14 protein-coding genes are annotated in these 15,839 nt (G+C 40.0%); 13 read left to right on the top strand and 1 reads right to left on the bottom strand.

Going from position 1 to position 15,839, the window contains the following annotated elements:
- Positions 1-22: 22 nt before the first annotated feature.
- Positions 23-1,234, bottom strand: a complete 1,212-nt coding sequence (locus ONT18_RS09165) for a dicarboxylate/amino acid:cation symporter (protein WP_228114801.1) — start codon at positions 1,232-1,234, stop codon at positions 23-25.
- A 236-nt stretch (positions 1,235-1,470) separates the two neighbouring features.
- On the opposite strand from ONT18_RS09165, the gene ONT18_RS09160 reads away from it, so the two are divergent.
- The 13 genes from ONT18_RS09160 (at position 1,471) to ONT18_RS09100 (ending at position 15,837) form a co-directional block, all read left to right on the top strand.
- Positions 1,471-3,057 carry an ATP-binding protein gene (locus ONT18_RS09160; protein WP_264905104.1) on the top strand — a complete coding sequence of 529 codons (1,587 nt, stop codon included), beginning with the start codon at positions 1,471-1,473 and terminating at the stop codon, positions 3,055-3,057.
- A 1,017-nt stretch (positions 3,058-4,074) separates the two neighbouring features.
- Positions 4,075-4,464, top strand: a complete 390-nt coding sequence (locus ONT18_RS09155; protein WP_264905102.1) for a hypothetical protein — start codon at positions 4,075-4,077, stop codon at positions 4,462-4,464.
- Positions 4,465-4,972: 508 nt separating this feature from the next.
- Positions 4,973-5,335, top strand: coding sequence for a LytTR family transcriptional regulator DNA-binding domain-containing protein (locus ONT18_RS09150; RefSeq protein ID WP_264905100.1), 363 nt, complete (start codon positions 4,973-4,975; stop codon positions 5,333-5,335).
- 21 nt (positions 5,336-5,356) lie between these two features.
- Positions 5,357-6,046 (top strand): FHA domain-containing protein, encoded by a 690-nt coding sequence (locus ONT18_RS09145; protein WP_117587439.1) that lies wholly within the window; start codon positions 5,357-5,359, stop codon positions 6,044-6,046.
- A 106-nt stretch (positions 6,047-6,152) separates the two neighbouring features.
- Positions 6,153-7,100, top strand: a complete 948-nt coding sequence (locus ONT18_RS09140) for a hypothetical protein (protein ID WP_264905097.1) — start codon at positions 6,153-6,155, stop codon at positions 7,098-7,100.
- 35 nt (positions 7,101-7,135) lie between these two features.
- Positions 7,136-7,747: an FHA domain-containing protein gene (locus tag ONT18_RS09135; protein ID WP_264905095.1), complete on the top strand. Its 612-nt coding sequence runs from the start codon at positions 7,136-7,138 to the stop codon at positions 7,745-7,747.
- An 8-nt stretch (positions 7,748-7,755) separates the two neighbouring features.
- A complete protein-coding gene (locus ONT18_RS09130) occupies positions 7,756-8,925 on the top strand; it encodes a PP2C family protein-serine/threonine phosphatase (protein ID WP_264905093.1) in 1,170 nt (389 codons plus the stop codon).
- On the top strand, positions 8,912-10,666 hold the full coding sequence (locus ONT18_RS09125) for a serine/threonine protein kinase (RefSeq protein ID WP_264905091.1): 1,755 nt from the start codon (positions 8,912-8,914) through the stop codon (positions 10,664-10,666). Before ONT18_RS09130 ends, ONT18_RS09125 begins: the two co-directional genes overlap by 14 nt.
- Positions 10,667-10,680: 14 nt before the next feature.
- Positions 10,681-11,250 carry a hypothetical protein gene (locus ONT18_RS09120; protein WP_264905089.1) on the top strand — a complete coding sequence of 190 codons (570 nt, stop codon included), beginning with the start codon at positions 10,681-10,683 and terminating at the stop codon, positions 11,248-11,250.
- 194 nt (positions 11,251-11,444) lie between these two features.
- Positions 11,445-12,011 carry a hypothetical protein gene (locus ONT18_RS09115; RefSeq protein ID WP_264905087.1) on the top strand — a complete coding sequence of 189 codons (567 nt, stop codon included), beginning with the start codon at positions 11,445-11,447 and terminating at the stop codon, positions 12,009-12,011.
- Between the two features lie 42 nt (positions 12,012-12,053).
- Entirely contained in the window at positions 12,054-12,458 is a 405-nt protein-coding gene (locus ONT18_RS09110) for a hypothetical protein (RefSeq protein ID WP_264905085.1), read from the top strand.
- Between the two features lie 130 nt (positions 12,459-12,588).
- Positions 12,589-13,875: an IS1380 family transposase gene (locus ONT18_RS09105; RefSeq protein WP_264903518.1), complete on the top strand. Its 1,287-nt coding sequence runs from the start codon at positions 12,589-12,591 to the stop codon at positions 13,873-13,875.
- Positions 13,876-14,223: 348 nt separating this feature from the next.
- A complete protein-coding gene (locus ONT18_RS09100) occupies positions 14,224-15,837 on the top strand; it encodes a protein kinase domain-containing protein (protein ID WP_264905083.1) in 1,614 nt (537 codons plus the stop codon).
- Positions 15,838-15,839: the final 2 nt, after the last annotated feature.

The raw sequence follows: 15,839 nt of genomic DNA, 5'->3' as shown, positions 1-15,839 counted from the left end.
TTTTGCATGCTCACTATTGTTTCTATCTTTTCAGATCCCTATCTACCATGGCACAGACACAGGAATCAGACCATACGTTTTCTGCCGTTTCAATCATGTCGATGATGGTATAGATTGGCAGGATGATGCCCATGATGCCGATAGGAGCATTGATACCGGACATCAGAGATAGGGTAAGGAAATAACATCCCATCGGTACTCCTGCATTACCCACTGCTGAGATAACTGAAATGAAGAGCCAGAGAATCATTGTAGTCCAAGGTAAAGGCATTCCTCCATTCTGCATCAGGAATAAGGAGGTTACGAGGATAAACGCAGCGCAACCATTCATGTTGATGGTAGTACAGATAGGTAATACGAAGCGGGAAACCTGATTGGAAACTCCCAGTCTGTCTTCTGCTGTCTGCATCGTCACCGGCAACGTAGCAGCAGAACTCTTTGTAAACAGAGCCATTAATACTGCCGGCATCATCTTGCCCAGTGTACGCACAGGGTTCAAGCCTCTTGCCAAGAGGAAGAGCGGAAGGATGATGAAGAATTGAATGACATTACCTCCCAGGATAACAGCTACGTACTTTCCTAGAGAAGCCATCACGATACCCGCAGAGAACTGGGCTGAGAGTTGTGCTGCAAAGGCAACGATACCCAGAGGCAGAGCCCAGATTAATCCATGAATCAGCATGAAGAGCAGATCCTGTAATCCAAACAATCCCTTCATCACGACTTCTTTTTTGTCGCTTGATGGCATTTTGGCTAAAGCAATACCTGCTGCTGCCGCCAAAATCAATATAGAGAGTACATTTCCTTCGGCAAACGGCTTGATGATGTTGTTGGGTATTACCCCAAGAATATGGTCATAATAGCTGGTTTCTCCCAGCTTTTGGGGAACATCTGCCATACCGCTCTGTACCAAGGCTGTAGGTAAATTGCCTGGAGAAACGATGTTGTAGAGCACCAGTCCCACTGCTGCAGCTGCTATCGTCGTGAGCAGGGTGTAGGTGATGGCGTGGCGGAATATCTTACCGGTATCTGCCTGGTTGCCCAAGGATGCCAGGGTTGTGATAACTGCCAAGGCTATGGTTGGTACTGCCAGAAGCTGGAATAAGCGGGTATAGACCGTGGCTATGAAGTTCATCAGACCATCCAGCCAGCTGATGCCGAATATCCCCAAGACGGCGCCTACTATCAAAGCGCCAATCCATAGTACCAGCTGCCGGGTTTGCTTATTCTTCACTCCTTTTTGCTTACTGCAGCCAGCATTGCTATCCGGCTGTCTATTTCCAATATTATTCATTGTTTCTACCATGATTTTAAACTATTATTTTCAAAAGGCAAAGGTATTATTTTTTTTCCTTGTCAACAATCCCACAAATATGGTATTTTGCAATCTCGTTATTTTTTTCGGGCTATTCCTTTGCTTGTATCATTATTTTTTGTAACTTTGCCGAAAGAAATTAAAAAGGCAGCAATATGAAATATCCTATCGGCATACAGAGTTTCGAACAAATCATAGAAGATGGTTATGTTTATCTCGATAAGACAGCATTGGTCTATGACTTAGTGACTAATGGTAAAATATACTTTCTGAGTCGTCCACGACGATTTGGAAAGTCGTTGCTCGTATCTACCTTGAAATGCTATTTCGAGGGTAAGAAGGAACTGTTCAAGGGGCTTGCCATCGACAAGCTGGAGAAGGAATGGAAGCAATATCCTGTGTTTCATCTTTCTTTTGGTGGTCAAAACTTTGTAGAGCCTTATGCGTTAGACAAAGTGTTGGAGGAGTTTGTTGCCATGGCAGAACGTATCTATGGGCGTGAGGAGTTGGCTGAGACTTTAGGGAGTCGCTTTAAGGCTGTGTTAGGGAATGCTCATAAGAAAACAGGAATGAGAGCTGTCGTACTCATTGATGAATATGACAAGCCTTTGCTTGATGTGATGGATATGGATATTTCTGTGCAGAATGAATATGGAAAGATGACTTTGGAGGATTATAATCGCAATCTGCTCAAAGGCGTATATTCTGTGTTTAAGGAAGCTGATGATGACCTGCAGTTTGTTTTACTCACGGGTGTCACAAAGTTCTCGCAGGTAAGCGTGTTCAGTGGTTTCAATCAGCCTAACGACATCAGTATGGATGAGCATTACGAGGCACTTTGTGGTATTACGGAAGAGGAATTGTATTCTACCTTTAATGAGCAAATCAAAGCGATGGCTGTGAGATACAAGACGACGGAGGAAGGGATGAAATACAAACTGAAAAGGAAGTTTGACGGTTATCACTTCAGTCCTAATATGCTTGATATCTATAATCCTTTCAGTATCTTGAATGCTTTGAGCAAGAAGATTCTGACGGATTATTGGTTCCGCACCGGTTCGCCAACCTATCTGGTTCGCCTATTGTCTCATTTTGATGAGAACATCAACGAGATGGTGAACAGGTTTTATCCTACGAGTAGTTTTATCGACTACAAGGCAGATGTGGAAGCACCGTTGCCGATGATTTATCAGAGCGGTTATCTTACCATCAAAGATTGGAATATGGATACCGATTCCTATCTCCTGGATTTCCCTAATGATGAAGTGAGGAGCGGTTTCCTGACGTTGGTAGCTTCCAGTTATCTGAAGCCATCGAAGTCAACGGATGCCTGGGTTATTCAGGTAATAGATGTGATGTCGAAGGGAGATTGCCATCAGTTGGAGAATCTGATGACTTCCTTCTTTGCCAGCATTCCTTATAACCAGCGTCGTAAGGACGATGAGCGAGAGAAGGAGCGTTACTTCCAATATACCTTTTATCTCGTATTGAGAATGATCAGCTGCTTCACGGTCTTCATCGAAAAGCAGCAAAGCGAAGGTAGGGTAGATTGCGTGGTTGAGACCCAGAACTATATCTACATCTTCGAATTCAAGCGTGATGGTTCGGCAGAGGAAGCCCTGAAGCAGATAGAGGATATGGGCTATGCCAGGGAATATGCAGCAGATGGCAGAAAGATTTATCAGATAGGCTGCAACTTCTCATCGAAGACGGGAACCATTGATGGGTGGAAGATGAAGTAGGTAATCTGTAAGAATATCCCGAAGATGTAGTGATGTGGCGTTGTTAAGAATGAAACTTTTTTACATTAGCTTGCTTGAAATTCTCGTATTTTCAGACGCTTATTATTTCTTTGAGAATATCGTAAATATGAAGAGAAATAGAAACTTGTTGATAATCAGGTATTTGTGATTTCTTGACAAGATGATGCCGTTGAGGAAAATCTATAGTTGTACGGCTATAACCCCTATAGTTGTACAACCATAACTCTACAGTTGTACAACCATAGCATGTATAGTCGTACAACTGTAACTTTATAGTCGTACAACTATAGGGCTTGTTCTTAATATAGAGCAGAAAACAAGGAATCCCAGCCTTTCAATCCTCTTGTTTTTATCGCTAGATTCCAAACTTGTAGGTATATGAATTTTGGTTATAAATATTGACGGGAGGTATTTTTGCAATTTTAATTTGAACTAAAAAAAGGAGGAATAAGGCCTTATGGAAAATGGGGAAGATGTTCCCGAATGGCTGAAGAATGGGGATTATGAGTTTGAGTATAATATTATAAGATAAGATCAGTTGCGTGTCTGATTTAGCAAAGAGGGTGTGTCATAAGTAAATGATTCACCCTTTTTTGTTGGAATGTTACTGATATGTTGTTGGAAAACATAGTATAAGTTGTTAGAAAAGATAGTATATGTTTTTGAGTTAGTTAGTATCTCCGGTCGCACAACAGCTGTTGTGCGCTTGCATAGCAGCTGATATGCGCTTGCACAACAGGTGATGTGCATGCGTAGGTCAACTGTTATGCGCCAACTGTAATTTAGACTTATGACGCCTCCTCTTTGTCATTTGGTACATACAGAATGGCATTTCATACAAGGTATGTTTAGATATTTGGCTGATAGAAATAATCTTCTTACTTTTGCGCTCGTAATCGGGAAGCGGTAGAAAAGAAAAAATCGTGGAACGAGGAACATGAAGTATAACCCTTTAATATATAATAAGGTATGAAGAAGGTAATGTTGATTTTAGCCATGATGCTAAGTGTAATGAGTGTAAATGCTCAGTTTGTAGAGTATAAACCAGTATATACTAATCCACCTGCCCAGCAATATTCTGTGCCATCATTTGGCTTGGAGATGCCGCAGATGCCTCAGCCTACGGAGGAATATACTGATGTTGGTGCTTATTATATTAAGAACAATCAAGTTGTAAGAGTCAAGATTCGTGTGAGAGAAACGTATAGTGGTGGACGCAGATCATTGACAGTTGTTGGTTATTATGGTGGTCCTTTGGATAGTTTGTTGAGAACACATGCATTCGTTAGCAAGGTGGTTAGAAACCTAGACGGAGAGGTTGTAGCCAATAATTTTGAGTGGAAGGCGAACACGGCGCCTTTCGGTAAAGTGTACTTTAATTTGTAAAGCCGTTTAAGGATATAGGCATTGAGGTTGTCATGGATTGGAAATGTGGAAGCATTATCTTTTTCAGCAGTGGCAAACTTCAATGCCTTTTTGGTGGAAATTTCATAAAAGTAAGCCTGTTGGAAGAAATAATAGAGGAAAAGTTTGGCGGTATTAAAAAGATTTCTTACTTTTGCAATAGAGTTATGAGTGAACGGAAAAGAACGGGCACGATGAAGGCTCTAGTGAATGAGCGTATTGAACGTTATCTTGCGATAGAAATGTGGAAGTTTCAAAGTCTGCTAACGATAAATAGGCAATGATGCTCACGTCTAAGGATTATTGTATCTTTTTCTCTATGGAAGAAGATGTTAATATACTCTATGGCGTGGGCTATTGCATTATTACTTGCTGACGGGTCCTTCCACAACCTCTATCCGGTAATAAGCAATAGTCCCACGCTTTTTCATTGAAAACTTAATGACTGATAGCTACTTCTGGGAACAAGTCAGCGATGTAAATGGTAAATATGGATAGTCAATTTATCGTATTCAATACAAAGACGGAACTCTTAAGATTAGATGTTTCCAAAATTGTTTATTTCGAAGGAGATGGCAATTATACACAGATTGTTACTATTAACAAGCTGAAGACTGTTGTTTGTCTGAATTTGACTCAGATGGAGAAGTATTTGGCCGAGCATCTTGTAGATTGCAAGAGTATTTTTATGCGGGTGGGTAAGCGCTTTATCATAAACACTGGCTACATCTATCAGGTCAATACGCAAAAGCAACAGTTGATATTATCCGATTATGAGCATTTTGCTTTTGCTTTAGGTATTTCTAAGGAAGCCTTGAAGCAAATGAAGGATTTACTCATAACTAAAAAATAAACTAATCAAGCAAAGAATTTTATGGAATTAATCATTGGACGTGATGCTAGTACATCTCAATTGAGAATAACGATGGGGCAGCAATCCAAGACTTTTGGGGTTGCTGGAAGTGTTCCTATGACTGTGAGTCGTCAACACTGTAGTTTGACCATTAATCCTGATGGTTCTTATAGAATTACGAATCTAAAACCTCAGAACGTTACTTTTGTCAATGGAGTGGAAATAATGGCAAAGACTATCATGGAAAAGGATAAAATAGAACTTGGTCCAAGCAAATTTTTGGTTAGTTGGGATTGGATAAAGAGTTTTGTTCCTCAAATGGTAGATTTTCGTCCATTGCAGCGTGTTTGGGAAGAATATGATGAGCATAAACTTGATCAGCAAATTGCTGACCGCAAGTTTAATTCTCTTCGTGGCATTACTGGTTTGATTACCATGGGAGCCATCGCTTTGAGCATCATTTTCCCAGAATTTAGAGAGACTCCTCTTTATATAGGCTTGTATCTCTTAGGTATTTTGATTTCTGTAGGCTTTACTGTAAAAGCATATAAGGATTCTTCTAAAGGACCGTTAAGGCAGAAGCAGTTGACTGAAGAGTTTCAGCAGCATTATGTTTGTCCTCATTGTCATCACTTCCTGGGCTTTCAGTCTTATGAAGTTTTAATGCAGAATGAGGCTTGTCCTTATTGCAAGGCTAAAATTAAAAAGTGATTTTGTACAATAGAAGATAGGTTTTGTGTAATGAGCACAAAAAAAGTACCTATCTATTTGTTATTTCACTATATTTGCATCAGTTGTAATTTTAAAAAGTATGATTATGGCACAGAATGAAGAAACATTGTATTTCGATAATATACATCCTGAAGTAAGACAGGAAAGTAAAGATAAAACTCAGAACGCAGCTGATAAGGCAACTTGGAAGAAAGTTGCGGTAGGTGGTGCTGCTGGTATTTTATTAGGTGCAAGTGCTATGTATGCCACAGACACCTTTGCTGCAGGTACGGAAGAAGCTCCCGATACAAAACCGGAAGGGGAGAATCCATCGCAAGATGCTGCTGCAGCTAATGATAATGCCTCTATCAAGGTAGCAGAGAGTCATGATGAGCAGAGCTTTAAGGAGGCTTTTGATGCCGCTAGAGCCGAAGTTGGTCCTGGTGGCGCTTTCCATTGGCATGGTAATATCTATAGTACTTATACTGAGGACGAGTGGAACAACATGACAGATGCAGAAAAGAACGACTATGCTCAGGCTGTAAAGCCAGAAGTACGTGCTGAAGAAATGAATGCAGCTCCTCATCAAGCAGAAGATGTTGCTATGGTATCTCATTCTTCTCATGCAGACCAGGATGTATCTGTTGCTCACAATGATGCAAATTTGCATCAGGCAAGTGATGTGCAGGTGGCTGATGACCAAAATGCAGATGTTCATTTGGTTAATGCGGGTGAAGTTCAGCTTGCTGATGGCTCCATGGCTACAGTGGGTGTTTTCGACGTGGATGGCCAGGAAGTGAGTGTGGTAGATTTTGATCAAGATGGAAATCCTGATGTTGCGATTTGTGATGCCAATGGCAATGGAAGTATTGACGTTGGTGAAGCTGTTGATTTGCATACAGGACAAGTGATAACTCCAAGTGGTAGTGATTTCGCTGATACCGGAGTTGATGATTCTGCTGATCCAAATCTCCAAACAGCATCCTTAGAGAATCCTGATGTTGCTCCTGATATGCCAGACTATATGTCTGATGCTGATATCCAGATGGCATAAACATTGATTAAAATTGATTAAAATAGATGGTAGCAATGGAAATTAAAAGAATCAAATGTCCGAGTTGCGGTGTATTGCTTGACGTGAGAAATTCTCAAAACGAAGCGGTTAAGGTGATTACTTGTCCTCAATGTAAAGCTCAGCTGAGAGTGATGTTCTCACAGCAACATGCTGCAACTCCGCAATCTTTTGGGGAAACAGAATATGTTGGTAACAGCAATGGTGAGACTCAGTATGTGAATCGAGATAATGGAGAAACTCTTTACGTGGGGCATTCCTCTTCTCCTTCTCAATCTGATGAAACAATCCTTGCAGGCAAGAAAGAAGAGGTTACTCCTGGTTATTTGCTCTATGGTGGTAAGAAGTATCCGTTAGGGTTCGGCAATAATGTGATAGGTCGCAAGGCTACTACTTCGCAGGCAACTGTACAGATAGTTACTGATGATAGATATATGAGCCGTCAGCATCTTGCCATCCAGGTAATTAAGGCTTCTACGGACAAGGTTAGGGTGGTGGTGTCTAACTACCATAATAAAAATGCCAGTTATGTGAATGGACAATTATTGAACGAGGGTGACCAGCTCGTCTTGACAGAAGGAAGTATCATCAAGATGGGTAACACAACTGTTGTTTATCATCAAAAATAAAGCTAACAATGAGAATCAAGATATATCAGCCTTTAGCTATCCATGAGTTGGGTAAAAGGGCGAACCAGGAAGATAGCATCTATCCAATAGAGGGCAAAGCTACGGAGAATGACCGTTTGTTTTTGCTTTGTGATGGTATGGGTGGACATGAGCATGGAGAGGTGGCAAGCCAAAGTATTTGCAAAAGTCTTTCTTCGTTTTTGTTGCAGCATGCAGTTGCTTCCGAAGGCTTGGAAGATAAGTTGCTGTCTGATGCTTTGGCGTATGCCTACGAAGAACTGGATAAACTGGCTATTGCGGGAGATTCCCGTCAGATGGGAACAACTTTAACTTTGCTGTATTTTCACAGTAATGGATGTACGGCAGCTCACATTGGAGATAGTAGAATATACCATCTCCGTCCATCTTCGCATACCATATTATATAAGAGTCGTGACCATTCCCTGGTGTATGATCTTTATCAGGCAGGTGAGTTGACCTATGAGGAGATGAAGACATTTCCACAGAAAAATGTCATCACCCGTGCGATGATAGCTGGAGATAGAAATCATCCGAAACCTGATGTTATCCATATTTCTGATATTCAGCCAGGTGATTACTTCTACATTTGTTCTGACGGCATGTTGGAACAGATGGAGGATGAGGAGCTGTTGGATGTCTTTGTTGCGAATGTTCGTGATGAAGAGAAGCGCCAGATGCTGATTTCAGAAACCTCAGATAATAAAGATAATCATTCTGCTTATATAGTACACATCAAAGAGGTGAGTCATGACGAGGCTGATGTGAGTCTTGTAAATGAAGAGCTTACGGCGAAATGCAATGCTTTGAATATCAAGCCAGATGTGGAAGAGGTGACTGCTTCTTCTGATGTTGAAGTCGTAAAGCCTGCTGGTACACCGCCGCCTGTTCCTGATAGTGTAGTCGTTGATTTGGTGAATAAGCAGAAAAGAAAGAAATCTCTCTTCATGGGCTTTGTTGCCTTAGTGGTATTGGCTGCTGTTGGCATGGCTGGTTATGGCTACTATAGCAAGCATAAAGCAGAGGCAGCTTTGCTGGATTCTCTTCTAGAGGATTCTATAGTGACCGTGAAAGAGCTTAATAGCCAGCAAAATTTAGAGACAGATACAACAATACAAGATTCTACAAAAGAAGATACAACAAAGAATGGACGAAATTAATAATCAAAATATGCTCCAGGTAGGAACCATCCTACACGGAACTTACAAGATAGAAAGCTATTTGGCTTCAGGTGGTTTCGGCAACACCTATTTAGCAAAGAACATTGAGTTTGATGAGACTTATGCCATCAAAGAGTTCTTTGTAAAAGGAGTGTGCCAGCGTGATGGTAATAGTACAACCATTAGCGTAAGCAATGCCGAGAATACCAATAGTTTTGAGCAACAGCGAGAGAAATTTAAGAAAGAAGCTCGCCGTCTTCGTAGTATCAGTAATCCTCATATTGTCAAGGTCTATGACCTTTTTGAGGAGAATGGTACTGCGTATTATGTGATGGATTATGTGGATGGAGAAAATCTATCTGCACGTTTGAAGCGTACCAATGCACCTTTGGCAGAGTCTGAGGTTCGCAATTACTTGAATCAGATATTGGATGGTCTTGAGGCAATCCATAACGAAGGTATGTTCCATCTTGACATCAAGCCAGCCAATATTATGGTGGATAGTCATAATGTAGTCAAGTTGATAGACTTTGGTGCAAGTAAGCAGCAGAGTACGGTAGGTGGTGCTACGATGAGCACTGGTATCAGTTATACGAATGGTTATGCCCCTAGTGAGCAGATGGCGCAGAGCTATGATAAGTTCGGTCCATGGACAGACTTTTATGCCCTTGGTGCCACTATGTATAAGTTACTTACCAATCAAGACCCACCATCAGTTTCTGATCTTTCTGAAGACGAGACAGAGGACAAGCATCTCGCCCTCCCGATGCCTAATGTCTCTGAGGAAATGAAGACGTTGGTAGTTTGGATGATGCAAGAGAAAAGGTTGAAGAGGCCTCAAAACGTTGCAGAATTTAAAACAAAAAAAATCGAGAAAGTGCACTTTAATACTCAACCTTCTTCATCTCGACATTTTTCTACGAATGAGGACACCCTTTATCTGAACTCAAAGCGAGTTGCAAAAGATAATAGTTTGTCTAAGTCAATAGTTCCTACAAAGAATAGTAAAGTAAAAGGGTTACTAATCACTTTGGTTATAGTTGTGGGGATAATTGGAAGTTTATTTGTTGTTTTTTTGATATATCAGAAACAATCAGCAACGGCAAATCAGCCTAATAATCGTAATGTTGATACAGCAATATCAGAGAATGTTGTTGCTGCAACTTCGGCAGCCCCAAAAGAAGACGATAAGAAGGATGGAACCTTGCAAGTAGAAGTCCAAAAGTCATATCAGGGTACAGATATAGGGGAGATGATAAAAGAATTTCTTTCGGAGAGTAACAATGGAGAATATGGTGTGGATTTTGGATTGTTTAGTTCCAATTCTTCCTTGAAACAAATGGAAGATAATGGCGGTGAGTATGATAATTACGGCTCCTTTGGAGCTATTTATAGAGGAAAGTTCTCTATTATGGGGATGACTCTCAGTAATAGTTCAACAAGAGAATGTAATATGTATTTGAAGGGCCCTCATGCTGGAGCAATGATGATGATCATTAATGTCGGTTCTTTTAATGATAATTACGAGGATAAAATCAGAAACTCTATAATAAAATCTGTGTCTGGTAAAAAGTTGAAAACATATAATCAATACCCGGTAAGGGATGATTTCTATCATTTAGGAAATGGTTATATGCTTATTCATTTAGATATTGGAGCTTCTGGAGAATATATGACAATATATGTGTCTGGTGAAAAAAGTTCTCTTCAGCAAATAATGAATCTCGATGAAGATTTTTAGATATGATTAAAAATATGAATATAGATAAAGCTAAAAAATACGCTGAGGGAAAGGTTGCTGATGCGTTAAGTCAAGTTGTTGCAGATGCTTATCTAGCGGGTTACAATGCAGGCTATCAAGATGGTATTGGTAAGGTAGCTAAGGATTCTGTATCGGAAGAGACTGAGTTTGTTGACTTGGGACTTCCGAGTGGAACATTATGGGCTTCGGATTATGTAAAAGATGGGAATGAGGTGCTGTTCTTACCATATCCTGAAGCTCTGAAATATGATATTCCTTCAGAAGAGCAAGTTAATGAACTTGGGGAGTATTGCAAGATTATTAGCATGAATGATTCTGCAGCTGATAAATATATATATATGGTTTTGGGACCTAATGGTAATTCTGTCACTTTTGAGGGATATGGATATATAGACATTCTTGAGAAGTGTAGTAACTATTTGCCGTTTTTCTGGCAGATTTATAATAGTGATAATCCGAAGGAATTTCATGTGCCATATTTCTATTCTAGTGGGGTTTTAGGTACAGACTGCCTTTTCTCTGGATATAGAATACCTGTTAGAAAGGTAAAAGCAAAGCCGTGAAATTGGCATGAAGTAAGTATAACACAGTTTTAGCAATGTCAAATACAAAATCCAGTGTATACTTGGATAAGGAGATTTCGAATTCATCTACTTGCTCTAGTAGTTTGTTTCTATAGCAGGAGTCTGTGGAATGATTGATACTAAAAGTTTGATATTGAAAATTATAATATAATATAAAATTTAAAAGGTTAATTATGACAATTAGTGAAAGAGTTTCGACTAATGCTGGTAATGCAAATATGAAAATGGGATTGGGAGTATTTTCAAATAGTATGAAACCAATCTTTGGTGGGAGTGCGGCTCTAAATGAAGGTGATATTCTCATTTTTCCACCATTGGAAGAGATGGGAGATAGAATAGGTAGTCAGCACTTTATGGGAAAAGACTATGAGTTCTTGGTTATTGAAGTGCATAGCCCTGATGGAACAGAACGTGCAATAAATTGGTTTCCAACCACATTTCAGAACCCAATCTTTGAATGGAATACTGTTGATCATGGATATTTATATCGCACTGCAAATATTTTTTACCCAGAAGGAACTGCAGTTGACGAGTTTTTGAAAGTTCGTAATTTACCAGAGAAAGATGAAGAGGGAAATATCGTAAAAAGTGACACTCAGAAAGGGGTTGAACTCTTGGCTGGTAAGAAAGTCAAAGTAACTTCAAAGGTACTTATTAATACTGTTGGTTTTAAGAATGGGCTGCTAGATTGTAACCATCTTATAAAAAAGGCATTGTGTCGTTATGATTTTGTTGTTTGATGTGATTAACTTTTGTCGGTTTATTAAAGGGAAAAGAAGAATATGAGTAATATAGATAATGCAAAATTATACGCAGAAGGTAAAGTAGCAGAAGCGTTAAAACAAGTTGTAGCTGATGCTTATATGGCAGGTTACAATGCTGGCTATCAAGATGGTGTCGATATGGTAGCTAAGGATTCTGCATTGGAAGGTGTTGAGTATGTAGACTTAGGGCTTCCAAGTGGAACTTTATGGGCCTCGGACTATGTAAAAGATGGGGATGAGGTACTGTTCTTGCCATATCCAAAAGCTCTGAAATATAATATTCCGACAGAAGAACAAGTCGATGAACTTCAAGAGTTTTGTGAAATCAGTAGAAAAAGTGATGGTAGTAATACCGCCTACATTGTACTTGGACCTAATGGCAATGCCATTACGTTTAAGGGATATGGTTATATGCATCCTTAATTCCGCAACACTATATTTAACATTATTTATAAGTGCCTGAGCAACAAAAAGTTACCCAGGATTTTTCCATGTCAGAATTTTCACTTACCTTAGTGTTGCGAAAAGAAGACAAGCAAAACTCTAATATGACATGGCAAAGATACAAATAAAATCTGAGAAACTCACTCCTTTTGGGGGAATTTTTTCGATTATGGAGCAATTTGATGCTCTTTTAGCTCAAACCATAGATTCCACCTTGGGATTGAGATGCACTATGTTTGGTTATCAATATAGCGAGATTCTACGCTCTCTGATGTGCGTATATCTTTGTGGTGGCTCATGTATTGAGGATGTTACAACTCACCTGATGAAACATTTGTCTCTTCATCCAACTCTTCGCACTTGCAGCGCAGACACCATATTACGTGCTATCGAAGAACTGACTTTTAAGAGCATCACCTATAAGTCTGCTTCTGGCAAATCCTATGATTTCAATACTGCAGACAAGATGAACTGCTTACTGGTCAATGCCCTGCTTGCTACTGGTCAATTGAAATCCGGTCAAGAGTATGATTTTGACTTTGACCATCAGTTCATTGAAACAGAGAAGTATGATGCAAAACCAACCTACAAGAAGTTCTTGGGCTATAGTCCAGGGGTGGCAGTCATTAACGACATGATTGTCGGTATTGAAAATAGAGACGGTAACACAAACGTGCGCTTCAACCAAAGAGAGACTTTGGAAAGAATCTTCAAGCGATTGGAGGCTTCGGAAATATATATTTCTCGTGCCCGCATGGATTGCGGCTCATGTTCGGAGGAAATCGTAGATATGGTAGAGGCTCATTGCAGGCATTTTTATATTCGTGCCAACAGATGCTCTTCTTTCTACGATTCCATGTTTGCCTTAACTGGATGGAAAACTGTTGAAATCAACGGTATTGAGTTTGAGTTGAATTCTATCCTTGTTGAGAAATGGAAAGGAAAACCGTATCGTCTTGTCATACAGAGACAAAGGCGAATAGATGGATACCTTGACATTTGGGAAGGCGAATATACCTACAGATGTATACTGACTAACGATTACAAGTCGAGTGCAAGAGACATCGTGGAATTCTACAATCTTCGTGGTGGCAAGGAACGCATCTTCGATGACATGAACAATGGCTTTGGCTGGAATCGATTGCCAAAATCGTTCATGGCACAGAATACTGTATTCCTGCTTATGACAGCTCTCATCAGAAACTTCTACAAAGCTATTATGCAGAGATTGAAAACCCATGAATTTGGATTGCGTGCCACCAGCAGAATCAAGACCTTTGTTTTCAAGTTCATCTCTGTTCCTGCGAAATGGATTAAGACATCACGTAGGCATGTATTGAACATTTACTCAGACAACAATGCTTATGCCAACCTGTTCAAGACAGACTTTGGTTAAAGACCATGCTTTTCTGGTTAAACCAGCGTATTACCTCAAGTCGCTTTATGGGGTAAGGGGATTTTGTGTCTGCGACATTTCTGTTGTGCAAGAAATATGTACAATAAAATGAATTTTGTCGCTTTGCAAGCAAAATCCCACTAAACCCTATAGGTTGCGGATTTGAGGTGCATCTTAAAGATTTTGAAGACTCTTTTGATGCGTATTTTTGGCAAGTATATGAAAGTGATAATCCCAAAGAGATACAAGTACCTGATATCTATAACGAGAAAGGTATATATAAGACCACTCTTTTTGGAGGATACGGAATACCAGTTAGAACTGTAAAAGCTAAATAGTGCTGAGGTTATGAATCAACTAAGCAATAACGCCATTCTCTGCAATGGCAAATACAAAATTGAGCGAGTGCTCGGTCAAGGTGGTTTCGGAATCACCTATTTGGCTAAGCAGAAGGTTTCTGTAGCAGGTGCCTTGGGCACGATTGATGCAGAAATCGAAGTGACAATCAAAGAATTCTTTATGAAGGAACTCTGTAATCGTGATGAAGAATCATCTATGGTGACAGTTCCTTCTACAGGAAGTGCTGAATTGGTGGAGAAGTTTCGCCAGAAGTTTATCAAGGAAGCGAAGAATATCTCTAAGTTGACTCACCCTCATATTATAAAGGTGTTGGATGTGTTTGAGGAGAATGGTACCGCTTATTATGTCATGGAGTACATCGATGGTGGCTCATTGTCGGATTTGATAGAGAAGAATGGTTCTTTATCGGAAGATGAGACCTTGAAATATACGAGACAGATAGCATCTGCCTTGCAGTATATCCATGCCCATAATATGAACCACTTGGATGTGAAGCCTGGCAATGTCTTGTTGCGACAGAATGGGGATGTGGTCTTGATAGACTTTGGTATGTCAAAAAACTATGATGTAGCTGGTGAACAGACTACGAGTAGTCCTGTTGGAGTGAGCGTAGGCTATGCACCTATTGAGCAATCTCGTGTGGGAGGATTGGGAATGTTCTCTCCAGAAACAGACATATATTCTTTGGGAGCTACTATGTTCAAGATGTTGACTGGTCAAACACCTCCTGAGGCAACTGCAGTCTTTGATGAAGGTTTGCCGGAATTGCAGATGGGCATAAGTGAGCAGACGAAGCGAGTTATTGAAAAGGCAATGCAACCAAGAAGAAAGGAACGATATCATACGATAGTGGATTTCTTGGATGCGCTGGGTACGGAGAATGCTCAGGCAGTTCATGTAAAAAACGAGAAGGTTCAATCTGAAGAGACTCTATATATGTCAACTGCAATTAAAGAAGATTCTGAGCCACAAGAGGTTGAACGTGTGCAAGAAAAGGTGTCATCCAAACCGCTAGATGTTCCAAAACCCAAATTCTTGAAAGAAGAAGATAAAGAGGCTACGATGTATATTACCGATTACATGGTTCAAGAAAGTAATATCGATACTTCTGCTGTTGTTGATCTCGGACTTAGTGTAAAATGGTGTGGTTGTAATTTAGGTGCCACTAAACCTGAAGAGTATGGGGAGTATTATCGTTGGGCAAATGGAATGAATGGTCATTCTTTGGATGGATTTCCAACAGATAAGGAAATTGCAGGTACCAAGTTTGATGTGGCTTATCTTCTTTCTGAAGGAAAATTGAAAACTCCAACTCGTAAGCAGTTTAAAGAACTGATAGATAGATGTCGTTGGAGTTGGATTACTTACAATGGGACAACAGGTTGCAAGGTTACAGGTCCTTCTGGTAAAAGTATCTTTTTGCCAGGCGCAGGTAGAAAGAGTGATTATGGTATCTATCGTAAAGATTCCTTTGGCTATTATTGGAGTTCAAGTAGGGGGCATGGATTGAATGCTTATTATTTATACTTCAATGAGGAAGATTCAGATTTGACATATGAGCCAATCTTGACTTTGCGTTCTATTAGACCTATTTGTGAGTAATA

This window comes from Segatella copri (assembly GCF_026015295.1).
Taxonomy (GTDB): Bacteria; Bacteroidota; Bacteroidia; order Bacteroidales; family Bacteroidaceae; genus Prevotella; species Prevotella copri_C.
The sequence above is the reverse complement of the archived record's forward strand: the minus strand, read 5'-3'. Positions and strand labels throughout refer to the sequence as shown.

Bases quoted from the DNA above. Each gene is read 5' to 3' on its own strand.
- ONT18_RS09135 (WP_264905095.1), top strand. From the start codon at position 7,136: ATGGAAATTAAAAGAATCAAATGTCCGAGTTGCGGTGTATTGCTTGAC.
- ONT18_RS09105 (WP_264903518.1), top strand. From the start codon at position 12,589: ATGGCAAAGATACAAATAAAATCTGAGAAACTCACTCCTTTTGGGGGA.
- ONT18_RS09145 (WP_117587439.1), top strand. From the start codon at position 5,357: ATGGAATTAATCATTGGACGTGATGCTAGTACATCTCAATTGAGAATA.
- ONT18_RS09100 (WP_264905083.1), top strand. From the start codon at position 14,224: ATGAATCAACTAAGCAATAACGCCATTCTCTGCAATGGCAAATACAAA.
- ONT18_RS09120 (WP_264905089.1), top strand. From the start codon at position 10,681: ATGAATATAGATAAAGCTAAAAAATACGCTGAGGGAAAGGTTGCTGAT.
- ONT18_RS09140 (WP_264905097.1), top strand. From the start codon at position 6,153: ATGGCACAGAATGAAGAAACATTGTATTTCGATAATATACATCCTGAA.
- ONT18_RS09150 (WP_264905100.1), top strand. From the start codon at position 4,973: ATGGATAGTCAATTTATCGTATTCAATACAAAGACGGAACTCTTAAGA.
- ONT18_RS09155 (WP_264905102.1), top strand. From the start codon at position 4,075: ATGATGCTAAGTGTAATGAGTGTAAATGCTCAGTTTGTAGAGTATAAA.
- ONT18_RS09160 (WP_264905104.1), top strand. From the start codon at position 1,471: ATGAAATATCCTATCGGCATACAGAGTTTCGAACAAATCATAGAAGAT.
- ONT18_RS09130 (WP_264905093.1), top strand. From the start codon at position 7,756: ATGAGAATCAAGATATATCAGCCTTTAGCTATCCATGAGTTGGGTAAA.
- ONT18_RS09125 (WP_264905091.1), top strand. From the start codon at position 8,912: ATGGACGAAATTAATAATCAAAATATGCTCCAGGTAGGAACCATCCTA.
- ONT18_RS09115 (WP_264905087.1), top strand. From the start codon at position 11,445: ATGACAATTAGTGAAAGAGTTTCGACTAATGCTGGTAATGCAAATATG.
- ONT18_RS09110 (WP_264905085.1), top strand. From the start codon at position 12,054: ATGAGTAATATAGATAATGCAAAATTATACGCAGAAGGTAAAGTAGCA.